This is a genomic window from Mesorhizobium intechi (assembly GCF_002879535.1).
Classification (GTDB): domain Bacteria; phylum Pseudomonadota; class Alphaproteobacteria; order Rhizobiales; family Rhizobiaceae; genus Mesorhizobium; species Mesorhizobium intechi.
In genome coordinates this window covers 20,227-36,783 of sequence record NZ_PNOT02000298.1, presented here as the reverse complement: position 1 = coordinate 36,783, position 16,557 = coordinate 20,227, and the positions used below count along the sequence as shown (strand labels likewise).

The following is a 16,557-nucleotide window of genomic DNA, read 5'->3' as shown; positions in this document are numbered from 1 at the left end:
GGACGATGCCGCTCCAGCCGATGGCGAGATAGAAGACGATCGCCAGCCGGTCGAAACGGCCGGGAAAGCACACCTTGATGGCGATGCCCGTGGCCGCCGCGATCCAGACCAGCACGATCATCCAGCGGGCCAGCGGCGAAGCGTCGAGCTGGGCCAGGAATGGCGTGTAGGTGGCGGCGATGAGAAGATAGATCGCGGCGTGATCGAAGCGCCGCAGAACCCATTTGGCCGGTGACGTCACCGGCCACAGATTGTAGGCGAGCGACACCGAGAGCACGGTTAGCAGCGACACGACATAGAAGGCGGCGGCGATATACTCGCCAGGTCCGACGCGAGACGCCGCCAGCGCCAGCAATGCCGAGCCGGCCGCGATCGCCAGCACGATGCCGACAGCGTGGACAATGCCGTCGGCGATCATCTCCGCGCGGGAGTAGTGCCAGCGCCCGACAAAGGGGATTTCGAATTGCGGCGGGATATTGGTCATCGATCGTCCTGCGTCACCCCATATCTGGGCAACCGCCGGGCAGTATTTCAAGCTCGGGTGGCGGTTTTGCGACTGCGGCGGTTCAATGCGGCGGGAGGCTTTAGCGGGGTGCCAGGGGCTTTTTCACGGTCTTCAGCAGCGCGCGCTGGATGACCTCGTTGCCCGCGACCACCGAGCCGTTGTCCAGCATGTCCTGCCCGCCGTCCATGTCGGAGACGAAACCGCCGGCTTCGCGGATCAGGAGCAGGCCGGCGGCGATGTCCCAGGCCGACAGGCCGGTTTCCCAGAAACCGTCCATGCGGCCGGCAGCGACATAAGCGAGATCGAGCGCGGCCGAACCGAGACGGCGCACGCCCGAGACCTCGGCCATGACGTTACGCAATTCCACGAGGAAATTGCCATGGTGGCCGCGTCCCAGATGCGGCATGCCGCAACCGATCACCGTGTCGACGAGCTTGATGCGGCCGGCCACGCGCAGGCGGCGGTCGTTCATGAAAGCGCCGCCACCGCGTTCGGTCGTGTAGAGCTCGTCCATGGCGGGGTTGTAGATGACGCCGGCCACGATCTGGCCCTGGCGCTCCAGCGCGATCGAGACGGCGAAAAGCGGAATGCCGTGCAGGAAATTGGTGGTGCCGTCGAGTGGATCGACGATCCAGCGGTGCTGACTGTCTTCGCCTTCCACCGCGCCGCGCTCTTCCATCAGGAAACCATAGCCCGGACGCGCCTTCGACAATTCGGCAAAGATGATGTCCTCGGCCTTGCGGTCGGCCTGGCTGACATAGTCGCCGGGTCCCTTCAACGAGACCTGCAGGTTCTGGACCTCGCCGAAGTCGCGCGACAGCGAGCGGCCGGCCTTCATTGCGGCCTGGACCATGACGTTGAGAAGGGCTGAGCGTGCCATCGTATGTCTTCCTGCTGCAGCGCGTCAGTCGGCGCGGCGCACGTAAGTGATTTCGTTGGTGTCGACGATGATGCGTTCGCCGGCGCCGATGAAGGGCGGCACCAGTACGCGAATGCCGTTCTCCAGCACCGCCGGCTTGTAGGACGATGCCGCCGTCTGTCCCTTCACCACCGGGTCGGCCTCGGTGATGGTCAGGGTCACCTGATCGGGCAGCGAAATGCCGATAGGCCTCTCCTCATAGAGCTGTACCGTCACCATCATGCCGTCCTGCAGGAACGCGGCACGGTCCCCGACGAAATCCTTGTTCAGTTCGAGCTGTTCGTAGCTTTGGGTGTCCATGAACACCAGCGCGTCGTCCTGCTCGTAGAGGAAGGAAAAATCCTTGAGGTCGAGGCGGATCTGTTCGACCGTCTCGGCCGAGCGGAAGCGCTCGTTGAGCTTGGTGCCGTTGATGAGGTTCTTCAGTTCGACCTGGTTGTAGGCGCCGCCCTTGCCGGGCTTGACGGTGTTGGTCCTGACCGCCACCCACAGGCCGCCATCATGCTCGATGACGTAGCCGGGACGGATTTCGTTGCCATTGATCTTGGCCATGATGGGGTGATCCGGAATGAGATTTTCGCCGGGACTAGCGATTTAGGGGCTCCCAAGACCACAAATCGTCCGGAGAGGCAAGGGACGCCGGATCGGCCCCGGCCGGTCAGCCGGTATCAAGCCTCGATCTTGATGGCTTTGCCGACGGTCTTTGCAATGGTCTCGACGACCTTCGCCAGCCGGTTGAGGTGTGGCGAGCGCAAATGCCACGACCTGTGATGAAAGGTCGACACCTGCGAGATCGACTAGCGCTGGGCCGTCGGGAAGTCCACGCGTCGCGAGCCGCAACGGCATGAGGCATGGCCCGACGGACCCATTCCATCTGCATCGCCGGATCCTGGATTTCGGCCGCCACAATGAGCGGATGCCGCGCGCCGCAAGGCCCGGGGCTGAGGACCCAAGGCATGCCAGACCGAGCGTCCGTGCGATTGGCACCGGCCCGAATGATGCAGAGGCGTTCGGTGCCGAGCGCGTCAAGGCCTCGCTCGCACGCAATGATCCCACCAACCGCCGTCAAGGCAAACGGTTCGCCTTCTGCAGGGCCTGTTTGGTCTGGTCGTCGCTCAGCCCTTGCAGGAAATCGTCCATATCGGAGTCGATGAGACCGGCGCGGCGGGCGACGATGTACCAGGCGCCGGCGAGCACCAGGTCAGGGTCGGTACCGATGCCTTGCATGTAGAGTTTTGCCAGCCGGTTCTGCGCAGCGACGTTGCCACCCTCGGCTGCCTGCTTCGTCCAGCCGAAAGCCGATTTCAGGTCGCGGGCGCCGCCGCGGCCCTCGATCATCCAGGCGGCGAGATCGATCTGGGCGGTGTCGTAGTTCTGCCGCGCGGCCTGAGCCAGAAAGCGTCTTGCCTGCGCGTCGTCGCGCGGCTTGCCGCCGACGCCGTTGGCATAGATCTGGGACATGGCGTATTGCGCGTCGGCGAGGCCGCTCGCGGCGGCGCGCTCATAATAGGAAACGGCCTTGGTCAGGCCCGCGTCGCCTGGATCCTGCTGGACCAGCATCTGCGCGAAATTGAACTGAGCCAGCTGGTTGCCGGCTTCGGCGGCGGCCTGCATCAGGGCGTAGGCCTCTTTCGGGTCCTTCTTGACGTAACGGCCGTCGAGCAGCATCAGCGCATACTGGAACTGCGCCTCAGGCACGCCCTGTTCGGCGGCAAGCGCATACCATTTCGAGGCTTCCGCCGCATTCAGCGGCACGCCGAGCCCGCGCGACAGGATCTCGGCCACCAATGTCTGCGCTGCGGGGTCGCCATTCTGGGCGCGGGTCAGCGCCAGATTATAGGCCGTCTTGTAGAGCCCGCGCTGGAAGGCGCCATAGGCCGCGTCCGCCGGCTTGGCGCCGAAGCGGTCGGGATTGATGCTGTCGACCGACGGCAGCGGTGCCGGCTCCGCCGTGGTGGCGGGCTGCGGCAGCTGCATTTCGATCGGCTTGTCGGTGTGTACGCCGGTTTCAGGCTTGGCCTGTGGCGGGGCTATGGGTTCGGCGGCGGCGGCCTGGATCATGACCGCTGCAAGCAAGGCCTGAAGGGAGAGCCTTACCGGAGTCACATCAGTCCTCGAAGCGCGGCGCGGTTTCGTCGAGCAACGCGTTGGCACGGGCCACGGCGGTTTTCGGATCGACGCCGTCGGCGAACACTGCGCTCGACAGCGCGACGAACTCGGCGCCGGTGGCGGCCACGTCCTCGACGGAAGCCAGGTCGGATCCGGCCATGACGATGCAGGGGATCTGGATCATCTGCGCCCACCACTCGCCCAGCGACAGGTTGCGTGGATGCGGCTCCGGCTTGTTGTCGTAGCCGAAGCGGCCGAAGAAGATGTAGTCGGGCCGGGTCTCGCCAAGCTCGAGCGCGTCGTCGCGCTTCTTGGCGCCGCCGGCGCCGACCATCATCTTCGCCTGGAAATGGTCGATCGTTTCGGCCAGTTCGGCCTTGGACGCCTCGACATGGATCCCGTCTGCCTGGACACGGCCCGCAATGCGGGTGTCGCCGGCGATGATCACGGCCACGCCCGCCGCCTGTGCCGTCGGCACGATCTGTTCGGCGAAAGCCTGGAAGGAGACCTCGTCCATGCCGTTTTCGGGCAGGATCAGCGAAGCGACGTCGCCGCCGTCGAACGCGGCGGCGATGCTGGCGACCGGCACGCCAGGCGGCGCGATCAGCACGATGCGGCAACGATTTGGGGGTGTGGCGTCGTTCATGGTTCTTCGATCCCGGGTTTCGCCTATGCCGGGCGAAGATGGTTGGATTGCGGCATAGAGCAAACTGCCCGCTTTGAACAGGCGGGCAGTCGGGATCGCGTCTCCTGGCCGCCGGGCGGCAGGAGTGCCTGTCCTACTTGACCGGCTCAGGGCTCGCGGTGACCGGTTTCGATTTCCACAAGGACCAGCCGAGGTTCATGCCGGCGGCGGCCACCAGGATTGCGGCGGCGCCGGCGACCTGGGTGAGATGCAGCCGATGGCCGAAAGCCACGACATCGACCAGGATGGCGACGACCGGATAGATGAAGGACAGCGATCCCTGCAGATGTGTCGGCAGCTTCTGGATGGCGCCGTACATCAATATGTACATCAAGCCGGTGTGGACGATGCCGAGCGTCGCCAGCATGGCCCAGCTCCACGGGTCGGCGGGCAAACGCGAGAGATTGGCGAAAGGCGCCAGCATGACGACGCCGACACAGACCTGGATCAGCGCGATCAGATGCGGCGGCGTGCCCTTGAGCTTCTTGGTGACGATGGCCGCGACGGCCCAGAAGAAGGCCGCGGCCAGCGCCATGAGGATGCCGGCGAAATAGTTGGTGCCGACATCGCCGGCGTCAGGCGCTGCCTCGACGATGAGCACCATGCCGGCGAAGGCTATTGCCAGCCATGTCAGCTTGGTCAGCGTCAGCCGTTCGGCGAAGAAAAGCGCGCCGAAGCCTACCAGCATGAACGGCTGGGTATTGTAGACGGCGGTGGCGATCGAGATCGACGCGCGGGAGAAGGCGCTGAACAGGAGCAGCCAGTTGATGACGATGGCCGCGCCGCCAAGCGCGGCGAGACCAATGACGCGCAGCGACAGCCTGCCCCGCAACAATCCCAGGCAGGCGCAGATGATCAGCAGGGTCACCGCGCCGAACGCGCAGCGCCAGAACACCACGTCCATGATCGGCTGGCCGGACATGACGACGAACCATCCGATCGTCCCGAGGATGGCCATTGCGGCCGACATTTCGACCGTGCCACGTACCGTATCGTTCATGATAGCCTCCGAGCCCATTTTGAGGCGGCATAATCTCATGCGAGCTGGGCACTTTCCATCTGATTGGAAAGGATGTACGCAGGTATGACCTAATTATATTAAGCGTCGTTCGCGAATTTGTGAGAAATCTGAAATGCTTGACGATCTCGACCGAAAACTCCTCGAAATCCTGGTGCGGGATGCGCGGACCTCGCTGAAGGAGCTGGCTGCCCAGGTCGGGCTGTCGTCGCCGAGCGTTTCGGAGCGGCTGCGACGGCTCGAGGAGCGCGGCGTCATCCGGGCGTTCACAGTCGAGATCGATCCGCTGGCGCTCGGCTATACGCTGCAGGCGATCGTACGCATCCGGCCCTTGCCGGGCAAACTGCACATCGTCCAGAAACTGATCGAGGAGATCGCCGAGTTCGGCGAATGCGACAAGGTGACGGGTGACGACTGTTTCGTCGCCCGACTGTTCGTGCGCTCGATAGGCGACCTCGACGGCATTCTCGATCGCATTGCCGACAAGGCCGAGACCAGCACCGCCATCATCAAGGCGCAGCCGATCCGGCGGCGGCCGCCGCCGCTCGGGGCTGCATCTTCGCCTTCGTCGTGACTCCGCATGGCTGTGGTGGACAGGCGCGATCACTCCCCTAAATGTCAGCCCGCCAGATGATTTGCCGAGAGACGAGGAAGACATGGCGCAGAATATCTACGACCAACCGGATTTCTTCGCTGGCTACAGCCAGCTTGGCCGGTCGATCGAAGGCCTTGACGGCGCCGCCGAATGGCCGGCGCTGCGCGCCATGCTGCCTGACCTCGACGGCTTGCGGATCGTCGACCTCGGCTGCGGTTTCGGCTGGTTCTGCCGCTGGGCGCGTGAGCATGGCGCGAGCCATGTCCTGGGCCTGGACCTGTCGGAGAAGATGCTGGCCCGGGCGAGGGCCGTCGGCCCGGACACCGGTATCAGTTACGAACGGGCCGACCTCGATCAGCTCAGCCTGCCGCAAGATAGCTTCAGTCTCGCCTACAGCTCGCTTGCGCTGCATTATGTCGAGGATGTCGCGCGGCTGTTCAGGACGGTGCACTAGGCGCTGTCGCCCGGCGGGCTTTTCGTCTTCTCGACGGAGCATCCGATCTACATGGCTCCGACCAGGCCCGACTGGGCGGTCGATGCCGAAGGCCGCAGGACATGGCCTGTCGACCGCTATCTGGTGGAGGGCTCGCGCAAGACCGACTGGCTGGCCAAGGGCGTGGTGAAACATCATCGCACCATCGGCACGACGTTGAACGCGCTGATCCGATCCGGTTTCGCGATCGAGCGTGTCGAGGAGTTTTGTCCGACAGACGCGCAGATCACGGCCAGGCCGGAACTGGCGGAAGAGCTCGACCGGCCGATGTTCCTGCTGGTCTCGGCGCGGCGGTAAGGTACGAGCCGGACGTTGGCAGGTGTTCGGCAACCGGTCCGGATTTGCAGTCGCCCAAAGCACAATTCTGGGCTATTGAGGCGTTGACGCCTTCCCTCCAGACCAGTCCCTCCCCATGTCAGGCCTGCTTCTCGATCCGTGGTTCTACGCGGCCGCCATTCCGGCGGTCATTCTGGTCGGCCTGTCCAAGGGCGGCTTTGGCGGCGCTGTCGGTTTCGTCGGCGTGCCGCTGATGGCGTTGACAATGCCGCCGGTGCAGGCCGCCGCCATCCTGCTGCCAATCCTGTGCCTGATGGACATTGTCTCGGTGTGGACTTGGTGGGGCGTCTATGACCGCAAGATGCTGGTCGACATGATGCCGGGCGCCGTCATCGGCATCGGCCTTGGCTGGCTGACGGCGGCTTTGGTCACCGAGGAAGCGGTGCGGCTGATCGTCGGTGCGGTTGCCATCATTTTCGTGCTGCGCTGGCTCTATCTGCAGTTCCGCCATGGCGCCGACCACGCCGCCGAACCCAACCGCGTGGCTGCGGCGATCTGGGGAACGGTCGCCGGCTTCACCAGCTTCGTCGCCCATGTCGGCGGCCCGCCCTTCCAGGTCTACGCGCTGCCGATCCGGCTCGACCCCAAGGTCCTGTCGGGCACCGCCGCAATCTTTTTTGCCGCCACCAATGCGCTGAAGCTCATCCCCTATTTCGCGCTCGGCCAGTTCGACACCGCCAACCTGACGGCGTCGGCCGTGCTGATGCCGCTGGCGCCGCTTTCGACTGTCGCCGGCGCCTGGCTGGTGCGGCGCATGCGGCCCGAGATTTTTTATCCCTTCACCTACGCGACCGTGGCGGTCGTGGCGCTGAAGCTGTTGTGGGACGGCCTCGCCGGCCTGATGTAGGCAGGAGAGGCGGCTGTTCGGGCGCTCGCACCGTCGGGGAGATCAGGCGGCGCGCGGCACAAGGCGACGGTTGCCGCCAAAAGCCAGCGTAGCGCCCGCCGCTATGACCAACGCCATGCCGGCGAGGATGCCGATATCACGCGCGGTCGGCTTGAGAACCATGTCGGCGACGATCACCAGCATCACCGCATAGTCGAAGCGTGCCGCGCTCATCATGCGCTGGCCGATGGCCAGAACAGCTGGCGTGATGCCCTCGTTGGCGATCATCGCGCCCATGCGCTCGCCGGTCGGCTTGAAGATTAACATGCCGACAGAGAAGGTCGTGGCGTAGCCGGCCAGGCCGATCATGATCCACAGGTCGGAGAAGCCGACCCAGAAGCCGCACATGATGAGGCCGAAGATCAGGGTCAGCATCGACATCGGCGCGAAGAAACGCCCGCCCAGTTGCCCGCTAGCCCGTATTGCCTGAAGCTTGTCCTCGATGTTGCCGGCGCGCTCGGCAAGCACGCCGAGGAGGAACAATACGAAGCCGCCTCCGACCCACAAAATGGCCGAGACGACGTGGAGGAATTTGACGATCGAGTACCAGTCCATGGCTTGCTCCCGGTAGGTTTGCGGTGGAGCGGATCTGCGCCAGCCGTCAGAGGAGCGGGCGTTTAGCGCGGCGCGTGTTTCGGAACGATGTCGCAGAAAACCCGGCTCTGTTTCGGCTGCTTTTTCGCGGGCATAACCTGCAACGACCGCAGATGCCCGGATTCGTTTCTGCTAACATAAGAAGTGCCGGGAGGGGTTGGCGCGACATCGTCCGGAAACATTGCCCGATGCTGGTACGCCGATGCCGGGAGCCCGGCGGCGACAGGAATCGCCTGACAATCAACCCATTCCCGCAAACGGGAAGAGGCAATTCAAGGGGACATTATGCAAGGGGTAGCACGGAACTTCTTCACGCTGGCCATCATCTATGCGCTGTGCGGCATGGCGCTCGGCCTGCACATGGCGATCAGCCAGGATCATGGCCAGATGCCGACTCACGCCCACACGATGGTGGCCGGATGGCTGATGTCGGCGGTCTTCGCCTTCTTCTACCATCTGTTTCCGGCGGTGGGACAAAAGACGCTGGCCACCATCCATTTCTGGCTGACGGCGATCAGCGGCATCGGCCTGCTGATCGGGCTCTACTTCCTGCTTGCCGGCAATGCCGCGATCGAACCGATGGTGGCGGCGTCTTCGATGGGCTTCTACGCGGCCATGCTGCTGTTTGCCTTCATCGCCCTGCCGGCCGTCTGGAAGAAGGCCTGAACGAGGTTGATGTTGTGCTGTTACGGCACAGAAGGGGGACGTTCGCTCAAAAAACATCGGCGCCGTTAAAGGTTCATTAAGCTTACAGGCGTTTAGTATGCGCATCCAGTGATCTGGATTCTTACCGAGTGGTTGGAGCCACTTTGTTTGACGCCTCCCTGTTAAACTCCTGAGAGCCGCCTTATCCGCGGCTCTTTTTTTGTCCGCATTCCGGGGACCCTGGCGCGGCGGCTCGCCGTTAACCTTCTGTTAAACATGCGCTTGCCTTCACCCCGTGCAAAGCGCATTTTCAAGCTTCAGTCGGATAGGGTGCCGGGTGTATCGGCAGTGAACCGAATCGGCCGGTTGCAAGTGCAGGGGCGTATCAATGAACGAGCCTTCGAAGGGCAATGCGAAAACCGTCAAGCTGGCGGAACGTCGGGTTTTTTCGCACTCCTTCAAACCGCTCTACCAGGAAGGCATGGGGCTGGTCGAACAGGCGGCTGAGTATCTCGACGGCAAGGGCCGTGCCGAGGCCAAGAAGCTGTCACGGCTGGCAGCCACGCTCTACGCGGCCGAATCGATGCGGCTGACGACCAGGCTGATGCAGGTTGCCTCCTGGCTGCTTTTGCAGCGCGCGGCCAATTCCGGCGAGATGACCCGCGACCAGGTCGCTTCGGAAAAGTCCAAGGTGCGCCTCGATACCGCCTCCGCGCATGACGAAGCCGCCGGCTGGGCCGAACTGCCAGGGGAGTTCCTCGAGCTGGTCAACCGCTCGCTTCGCCTGCAGGCGCTGGTGCGCCGCATGGACGACGAGATCTACGGCGCCGGCGCGGTGGTCGACATGCAGCCCATGGGCCGCAGGCCCAATCCGGTTTCCGACCAGATCAGCCTGCTCAACACGGCCTTCGCCCGCAACTAGGCGATCTCAACAGCTTCTCCCTGCCAGCAAAACCTCTGTTTCCGGTTTGTTCACATTTCGCTGGCATCGCTGTCCGCCCAGAGGGTAAAGTGACCGCATGGGGGACGCGATTCGCATCATCGGCATTGATCCGGGGCTCAGGCGCACCGGCTGGGGCATCGTCGAGAGCCTCGGCAATTCCTTGCGCTTCGTCGCGTCCGGCACCGTGCGCTCCGAGGACAGGGCGGCGCTGGCGACGCGGCTCTGCCAATTGCATGACGGGCTCGCCGAAGTCCTGCATGCGGCAATGCCGCATGAGGCGGCAGTCGAACAGACCTTCGTCAATAAGGATGCGGTGGCGACGCTGAAGCTCGGCCAGGCGCGCGGCATCGCCATGCTGGTGCCGGCGCGGGCCGGGCTGGTTGTCGCCGAATACGCGCCCAATGCGGTGAAGAAGGCGGTCATCGGCGTCGGCCATGGCGACAAGAAGCAGATCCACATGATGGTGAAGGTGCTGCTTCCCAAGGCGACGTTCGACACCGAACATGCCGCCGACGCACTGGCCATCGCGATTTGCCACGCGCATCACCGCCAGAGCGCCGCCTACCGGATGGCGGCATTGGCATCGTGAGGAATTGTTGGGCATGATCGGCAAGCTCAAGGGCACGCTGGACGAGATCGACGAGGATCATTGCCTCGTCGACATTCATGGCGTCGGCTATGTCGCCTACTGTTCGGCGCGCACGCTGGCCGCGCTGCCTTCGCCGGGCGAAGCGGTGGTGCTGTTCATCGAGACCTATGTGCGCGAGGACATGATCCGGCTTTACGGCTTCCAGTCGGCGCTGGAGCGCGAATGGTTCCGGCTGTTGATGAACAATGTGCAGGGCGTCGGCGCCAAGGTGGCGCTCGCCATCCTGTCGACGCTGGCGCCGGCCGACCTCGCCAATGCGATCGCCCTGCGCGACATCGCCATGGTTTCCCGCGCGCCTGGTGTCGGCAAGAAGGTGGCCGAGCGCATCGTCACCGAATTGAAGAACAAGGCGCCCGCCTATGCGGGCGCCGCCACCGGCACGATCGGCTTGAAGCAGGAGCTCGGTGAAGGGGTCGCCGCGGCACCGATCACCGACGCGGTCTCGGCGCTGGTCAATCTCGGCTACTCGCGCGACACCGCCGCCAATGCGGTGGCCGCGGCGCTGAAGACGGCGGGCGAGGACGCCGATGCCTCGAAGCTGATCCGCTTCGGGCTGAAGGAACTGGCGCGGTGAGGGCCCGCTTGTTCGTTTCCCTGCCATATGCAAGGAAGACAGGATGAGCCTGTCGCCCCGTCTCATTGCTCCGGAAAAACGCGGCGAGGATGCCGATCAGACCTTGCGGCCGCAAACGCTCGCCGATTTCGTCGGCCAGGCCGCGGTGCGGGCCAATCTCAAAATCTTCATCGAGGCCGCCAAGGGCCGCAACGAGGCGCTCGACCATGTGCTGTTCGTCGGGCCGCCGGGGCTGGGCAAGACGACGCTGGCGCAGATCATGGCGCGCGAACTCGGCGTCAATTTTCGCTCGACGTCGGGACCGGTGATCGCCAAGGCCGGTGATCTCGCCGCGCTGCTCACCAATCTCGAAGAAGGCGATGTGCTGTTTATCGACGAGATCCACCGCCTCAACCCTGCGGTGGAGGAAATCCTCTATCCGGCCATGGAGGATTTCCAGCTCGACCTGATCATCGGGGAGGGGCCGGCGGCGCGCTCGGTCAAGATCGACCTCGCCCGCTTCACCCTCGTCGCGGCCACCACGCGGCTTGGCCTGCTCACCAATCCGCTGCGCGACCGTTTCGGCATTCCGGTGCGGCTCAACTTCTACACGGTCGAGGAACTGGAGCAGATCGTGCGGCGCGGCGCCCGCATCCTGCAAATGCCGCTCGGCGACGACGGCGCGCTGGAGATCGCGCGGCGCGCGCGCGGCACACCGCGCATCGCGGGGCGGCTGTTGCGCCGCGTGCGCGACTTCGCCTCGGTCGCCGGCGACGGCCATGTCGATCGCCTGATCGCCGACGAGGCATTGACCCGGCTGGAGGTCGACGCGCTCGGCCTCGATGCGCTCGACCGCCGCTATCTCTCGATGATCGCCCGCAATTTCGGCGGCGGGCCGGTCGGCATCGAGACCATCGCCGCCGGCCTGTCCGAGCCGCGCGACGCCATCGAGGACATCATCGAGCCCTATCTGATCCAGCAGGGCTTCATCCAGCGCACGCCGCGCGGACGTGTGCTGACGGCCAATGCCTGGCGCCATCTCGGCCTCGATGCGCCGAAGGATTTGGCGCAGCAGCAGATCAACCTGTTCCAGGAAGAATAGCCGCCAAGCGTCCAGGCGCCGGTTCCTAGACCATTGATCAACGATATGTGACCCGTCCTGCGTAAAATCTGCGCGTCTTTGCCGATTTGCCGGCGTAATCGTGGATTTTATCGGACGCGTGCGGGAAACCGCGCGATCGAGGGGCTGGGAGCCAATCCATGATAACCAGACGCGGGTTCCTGCGCTTGATCGGCGGGTCGTTCCTGACGGCTGCCGCGCTCGGCGCCTATGCGGTCGGCATCGAGCCGATGCTGTTGACCCATGTGAAGCGCTACGCGCTGACGCCGCCGCACTGGCCTGACGGCCTGAAGCTGCGTGTTGTCGCGCTCGCCGATATCCACGCTTGCCGGCCGTGGATGACCCAGGAACGGATTGCTTCGCTCGCCGAAGAGGCGAATGCGCTGCAGCCGGACCTCGTCGTCCTGCTGGGCGACTACATTGCCGGCATGCCCATGGTGACGGGGCCAGTGACGCCGTCGCAATGGGCCTCCGCCCTGTCGGGCCTCAAGGCGCCGCTCGGCGTTCTGTCGATTCTTGGCAACCATGATTGGTGGAGCGACGGTTTTGCGCAGCGCGCCGGCGCAGGTCCAATCATCGCACGCAAGGCCCTGGAAAAGGTCGGCATCCCGGTGCTGGAGAACGATGTCGTGCGCCTGGAGAAGGATGGCCATGGCGTCTGGATCGCCGGGCTTGCCGACCAGCTGGCGCTGCTGCCGGCCAGGAGGGGCGACGACTGCAAGGGGCTCGACGACCTCGACGGCACGTTGGCCAAGGTCGGCGACACCGCGCCGATCATCCTGCTCGCCCATGAGCCGGATATTTTTCCGACCGTCCCGTCGCGGGTTTCTCTGACCCTGTCGGGCCACACGCATGGCGGGCAGGTGCGGCTGTTCGGCTATTCGCCCGTCGTGCCGTCGCGTTTCGGCAACCGCTACGCCTACGGCCATGTCGTCGAGAACGACCGCAATCTGATCGTCTCCGGCGGGCTCGGCTTCAGCATCATGCCGGTGCGTTTCGGCGTGCGGCCGGAGGTCCTGCAGATCGACCTTGGCTGATTTGAACAACAGCGCTCATTGAAGCGAGCGGATCACGTCCATCACATCCGGCTCGGCCTTGTCGCCATTGAAGGCATCGACGATGCCGAAAGCGCCACCATAACTCCACACCGACCATGAGAAACCATGCGCCTCGGCGCGAGCGATCATGTCTTTGACGTAAGCGGCGCGGTACTGCACCGGCATCACATAGGCATCGCCGAATTCCTGGCGGATCATGCCGAACTCGCCCAGTGTGATGTTTTCGGGCTTGATGCCGTTGGCCTTCGCCCATGCCTCGACCCTTTTGAACGGCGCGTCCATCAGGCCGAGCAGCTTGCCGGGGCTGTCCATGCTGGCGATCTGTTCGTCGAGATAGGCAAGCAGCCCGCTCTGCCGTGTCCAGGGTGCTTCGGCCTTGATCCGCGCGCGGATGGTGTCGAGCGTCACATCGAGCTGAGCCTTCGGCACGGCGTCGAGCGGATAGGGCAGGCCGGTCACATAGGGGATAAAGTCGCCGGCCCAGGTCGCGCCCTGGTGGGTGAGCAGGAACGGATCATAGGAGTGGAAGGTCCAGATGACATTGTCGTCGGGTATCGCGTTGGGGTCGATCTTCTCCAGGGCCGAAGCGGCGGAATAACAGGCGCCGGTCAGCACCAGGGTCAATTTCCCAGCCGAGGAGCGGGCCGCGCCGAACAATTTGCGCTGGCGGTCCGGCCACAGGCTGGTGCCGTCGCTGTCGCAGTCGACGATCGGTTCGTTCATGAGCTCGAAGGCGACCTGACTCGGATCTTCGCCGGCCAGGGTGCGCGCCATCTTGCGCACCGTGTCGACGTAGCGGTCGAAGGTCTGGGGATCGTCCATCACCTGCGCCATGCCGATCTCGCGGCTGCCGCTGGCCGGGATCAGGTGCATGTCGACGATCACCTTCAGGCCGGCGCGGTTGATCATGCGCACCGAGTCCAGCACGCTGCCATAAAGGTCCTCACGCAACGCCGTTGTCTGGTCGGACAAGAAAGGCGACGGGTCGACCGGCATGCGCAGGAAATCGAAACCCGCTTCCTTGAGCGCTCTGAGATCGTCGGCCTTGAGGAATTTGCGCCATTCCGGATAGGGCAGGATTGTCCTGGCGTCGCCCCACTGATCTTCGCCGGGCCAGGTGACCCACTGGTCGAGATTGAGGCCGCGCTTCATCGTAAAAGTCGCTGCCTGACCAGGCAGCGCCAAGGCCATCTGCACCAGCAGCGCCGCCATCAAGCTCTTGATCATCGCCGTCAACAGTGCCATCCGATGTTTCTGGAGCACGATCTCTGGACAAACGGAAGCCCGTTCGTCCGGGAAAACCGGTTGCCACTTTTCGGGATCATGCTCCAGGTCACGCGCGGAACAGGTGCCTCGCCGCGACTGAAAAAGGAAGCGCAATGGACGATCATGGTGAATCGGCGACGCTGTTGGCCGGGCTTTCCGGCGCGCTGACGGCGTTCGGCCACCGGCTGATGGCACGGGTCTATTATGCCGACACCGATTTCTCCGGCGTCGTCTACCACGCGCGCTATCTCGAATTCCTCGAGCGCGGCCGCTCCGACTATCTCAGGCTCACCGGCGTGCATCACACGGAACTCGCCGACGGCAAGCATGGCGAGAAGATCGTCTGGGTGGTGCGCCGCATGGAGATCGACTTCCGCAGCCCCGCCCGCATCGACGACATCCTGACCGTCGACACCCGCACCGACACCATTTCCGGCGCGCGCATCTTCATGGCGCAGCAGCTCAAGCGCGGCGACGAGGTGCTGGTCGAAGCCAAGGTCGAGGCGGCGATCATCGGCGAGAATGGCCGGCCGCGGCGCTTTCCCAAGGAGTGGGTCGCGGCGTTCATGCCCAAGGTGGGCTGATATTCAGGCGATGCCGGCCTGAAAACGGCGCTCTCCCGCGCTTCCCCGTTCCACCGCGTCGCAATAGAAGGGTGCTCACGTACCCCAAAATAAGCTCCGCTTCTCGGAGCGCCGTTTTCGACTCGGCCCAGCCTCAATCTCAACCACCTTCGAACGGCGTATGAGTTGGCGCCGGCCCGATTCGGCGGACCGCCTGGCGCGGCAATGCGCCGCGCCTTATTCACTAACCCATCCTTAACCATAACGGTTCATGAAGAGATTGGTGAAGATTGGCGCCATCCAGCGCCTTCCTTTCACCAATATTTGCCCTGAAAAGGCCGCTAACGGCACGGTTTGGGGCGTCCGGTAGCTTCGTGCGAACCGACCACAAGGGATGCCAGGGGCCAGCCGCCAGCTTCGCCCGGAAAATCTTAAGGACGTAACGATGGAAAATATCGCACTCGCCGAACCGGGCGCGCAATTGTCGATTTGGGCGCTGTTCATGCAGGCCAGCTGGGTGGTCAAGCTGGTCATGATCGGGCTGCTCTGCGCCTCGGTGTGGACCTGGGCGATCATCATCGACAAGCTGGTTGCCTATGGCCGCATGCGGCTTGCGCTGAACCGCTTCGAGCAGGTCTTCTGGTCCGGACAGTCGCTGGAAGAGCTTTACCGCACGCTCGCCGACCGTAAAACCTCAGGCATGGGCGCCATTTTCGTCGCGGCCATGCGCGAGTGGAAGAAGAGCTTCGAAAAAGGCGCCAAGACGCCGCTCGGGCTGCAGACCCGCATCGACAAGGCGATGGACCTGGCGCTGACCCGGGAGATGGAGAAGCTGGAGGGCCGCCTCGGCTTCCTCGCCACCACGGGCTCGGCGGCCCCGTTCATCGGTCTGTTCGGCACGGTCATCGGCATCATGACTTCGTTCCAGGCCATTGCCGGGTCCAAGAACACCAGCCTCGCGGTTGTCGCACCCGGCATCGCCGAGGCGTTGCTGGCGACAGCCATCGGCCTGCTCGCAGCCATCCCGGCGGTCATCGCCTACAACAAGCTGTCATCGGATGCGAGCAAGCTCGCGGTGCGCATGGAAGGGTTCTCCGACGAGTTCTCCGCCATACTCTCGCGCCAAATCGATGAAAAAGTCGCGCCGAAGGCCTGAGGAGTAGCTGATGGGTATGTCCGTAGGCATGGCGGGACGCGGCGGACGCGGCCACAGGCGGCGCGGCCGTCACCATGGGCTGATGTCGGAAATCAACGTCACGCCGATGGTCGACGTGATGCTGGTGCTTCTGATCATCTTCATGGTCGCCGCACCGATGCTGACGGTCGGCGTGCCGATCGACCTGCCCGACACGCAGGCCAAGGCGATGAATGCCGACACCCAGCCGATTACCGTTTCGATCAACGCCGCCGGCCAGATCTATCTCCAGGAAACCGAGATCCCGATCGAAGAGCTGGTGGCCAAGCTGCAGGCGATCTCGAAGACCGGTTACGAGGAGCGCATCTTCATCCGTGGTGACAAGTCCACCGACTATGGCACGGCGATGAAGGTGATGGCCCGCATCTCGGCCGCCGGCTACAAGAATATCGGCCTGGTTTCGCTGCAGGAACAGGATCAATAGA

General features: G+C 64.1%; 19 protein-coding genes and 1 pseudogene. 12 read left to right on the top strand and 8 right to left on the bottom strand.

Annotated features, from left to right (window positions below; genetic code table 11):
- From trhA to C1D09_RS25600, 6 genes are all read right to left on the bottom strand, one after another.
- The coding region (gene trhA / locus C1D09_RS25625) for a PAQR family membrane homeostasis protein TrhA (protein WP_143976865.1) at positions 1 to 484 on the bottom strand (484 nt) is incomplete at its 3' end.
- A gap of 100 nt (positions 485 to 584) precedes the next feature.
- Positions 585 to 1,385: an inositol monophosphatase family protein gene (locus C1D09_RS25620; RefSeq protein WP_143976864.1), complete on the bottom strand. Its 801-nt coding sequence runs from the start codon at positions 1,383 to 1,385 to the stop codon at positions 585 to 587.
- A gap of 24 nt (positions 1,386 to 1,409) precedes the next feature.
- Positions 1,410 to 1,976: an elongation factor P gene (efp, locus tag C1D09_RS25615; protein WP_032932086.1), complete on the bottom strand. Its 567-nt coding sequence runs from the start codon at positions 1,974 to 1,976 to the stop codon at positions 1,410 to 1,412.
- Between the two features lie 513 nt (positions 1,977 to 2,489).
- Positions 2,490 to 3,485 carry a tetratricopeptide repeat protein gene (locus tag C1D09_RS25610; RefSeq protein WP_425463430.1) on the bottom strand — a complete coding sequence of 332 codons (996 nt, stop codon included), beginning with the start codon at positions 3,483 to 3,485 and terminating at the stop codon, positions 2,490 to 2,492.
- A 46-nt stretch (positions 3,486 to 3,531) separates the two neighbouring features.
- Positions 3,532 to 4,179, bottom strand: coding sequence for a thiamine phosphate synthase (locus tag C1D09_RS25605; protein WP_143976862.1), 648 nt, complete (start codon positions 4,177 to 4,179; stop codon positions 3,532 to 3,534).
- A gap of 133 nt (positions 4,180 to 4,312) precedes the next feature.
- Positions 4,313 to 5,218 (bottom strand): DMT family transporter, encoded by a 906-nt coding sequence (locus tag C1D09_RS25600; protein ID WP_143976861.1) that lies wholly within the window; start codon positions 5,216 to 5,218, stop codon positions 4,313 to 4,315.
- Positions 5,219 to 5,351: 133 nt separating this feature from the next.
- On the opposite strand from C1D09_RS25600, the gene C1D09_RS25595 reads away from it, so the two are divergent.
- From C1D09_RS25595 to C1D09_RS25585, 3 genes and pseudogenes are all read left to right on the top strand, one after another.
- On the top strand, positions 5,352 to 5,810 hold the full coding sequence (locus C1D09_RS25595) for an Lrp/AsnC family transcriptional regulator (RefSeq protein ID WP_143976860.1): 459 nt from the start codon (positions 5,352 to 5,354) through the stop codon (positions 5,808 to 5,810).
- Positions 5,811 to 5,892: 82 nt separating this feature from the next.
- Positions 5,893 to 6,621, top strand: a pseudogene (locus C1D09_RS25590) (class I SAM-dependent methyltransferase).
- A 115-nt stretch (positions 6,622 to 6,736) separates the two neighbouring features.
- On the top strand, positions 6,737 to 7,507 hold the full coding sequence (locus C1D09_RS25585) for a sulfite exporter TauE/SafE family protein (protein ID WP_143976859.1): 771 nt from the start codon (positions 6,737 to 6,739) through the stop codon (positions 7,505 to 7,507).
- Between the two features lie 42 nt (positions 7,508 to 7,549).
- On the opposite strand, the gene C1D09_RS25580 is transcribed toward C1D09_RS25585, so the two are convergent.
- Positions 7,550 to 8,101: a DUF2269 family protein gene (locus C1D09_RS25580; RefSeq protein ID WP_143976858.1), complete on the bottom strand. Its 552-nt coding sequence runs from the start codon at positions 8,099 to 8,101 to the stop codon at positions 7,550 to 7,552.
- 324 nt (positions 8,102 to 8,425) lie between these two features.
- Here C1D09_RS25580 and C1D09_RS25575 point away from each other — a divergent pair, with 324 nt between their 5' ends.
- The 6 genes from C1D09_RS25575 to C1D09_RS25550 all read left to right on the top strand — a co-directional run bounded on the left by C1D09_RS25575 (position 8,426) and on the right by C1D09_RS25550 (position 13,087).
- Positions 8,426 to 8,806, top strand: coding sequence for a cbb3-type cytochrome c oxidase subunit I (locus C1D09_RS25575; protein ID WP_143976857.1), 381 nt, complete (start codon positions 8,426 to 8,428; stop codon positions 8,804 to 8,806).
- A 367-nt stretch (positions 8,807 to 9,173) separates the two neighbouring features.
- A complete protein-coding gene (gene rcdA, locus C1D09_RS25570) occupies positions 9,174 to 9,707 on the top strand; it encodes a protease adaptor protein RcdA (protein WP_143976856.1) in 534 nt (177 codons plus the stop codon).
- 97 nt (positions 9,708 to 9,804) lie between these two features.
- Complete coding sequence (gene ruvC / locus C1D09_RS25565; RefSeq protein WP_143976855.1) at positions 9,805 to 10,317, top strand: crossover junction endodeoxyribonuclease RuvC; 513 nt, start codon at positions 9,805 to 9,807, stop codon at positions 10,315 to 10,317.
- A gap of 13 nt (positions 10,318 to 10,330) precedes the next feature.
- Positions 10,331 to 10,951 carry a Holliday junction branch migration protein RuvA gene (gene ruvA, locus C1D09_RS25560; protein ID WP_143976854.1) on the top strand — a complete coding sequence of 207 codons (621 nt, stop codon included), beginning with the start codon at positions 10,331 to 10,333 and terminating at the stop codon, positions 10,949 to 10,951.
- Positions 10,952 to 10,994: 43 nt separating this feature from the next.
- On the top strand, positions 10,995 to 12,032 hold the full coding sequence (gene ruvB, locus C1D09_RS25555) for a Holliday junction branch migration DNA helicase RuvB (protein ID WP_143976853.1): 1,038 nt from the start codon (positions 10,995 to 10,997) through the stop codon (positions 12,030 to 12,032).
- A 158-nt stretch (positions 12,033 to 12,190) separates the two neighbouring features.
- Positions 12,191 to 13,087 (top strand): metallophosphoesterase, encoded by an 897-nt coding sequence (locus tag C1D09_RS25550; protein WP_143976852.1) that lies wholly within the window; start codon positions 12,191 to 12,193, stop codon positions 13,085 to 13,087.
- A 15-nt stretch (positions 13,088 to 13,102) separates the two neighbouring features.
- Here the strand turns inward: C1D09_RS25550 and C1D09_RS25545 are convergent, their stop codons facing one another.
- A complete protein-coding gene (locus C1D09_RS25545) occupies positions 13,103 to 14,353 on the bottom strand; it encodes a glycoside hydrolase family 5 protein (RefSeq protein WP_143976851.1) in 1,251 nt (416 codons plus the stop codon).
- A 134-nt stretch (positions 14,354 to 14,487) separates the two neighbouring features.
- Here C1D09_RS25545 and ybgC point away from each other — a divergent pair, with 134 nt between their 5' ends.
- From ybgC to tolR, 3 genes are all read left to right on the top strand, one after another.
- Positions 14,488 to 14,958, top strand: a complete 471-nt coding sequence (gene ybgC / locus C1D09_RS25540) for a tol-pal system-associated acyl-CoA thioesterase (protein WP_095772055.1) — start codon at positions 14,488 to 14,490, stop codon at positions 14,956 to 14,958.
- A gap of 424 nt (positions 14,959 to 15,382) precedes the next feature.
- Positions 15,383 to 16,093, top strand: coding sequence for a protein TolQ (tolQ, locus tag C1D09_RS25535; protein ID WP_019861737.1), 711 nt, complete (start codon positions 15,383 to 15,385; stop codon positions 16,091 to 16,093).
- 10 nt (positions 16,094 to 16,103) lie between these two features.
- A complete protein-coding gene (gene tolR, locus C1D09_RS25530) occupies positions 16,104 to 16,556 on the top strand; it encodes a protein TolR (RefSeq protein WP_027047494.1) in 453 nt (150 codons plus the stop codon).
- Position 16,557 lies beyond the last annotated feature (1 nt).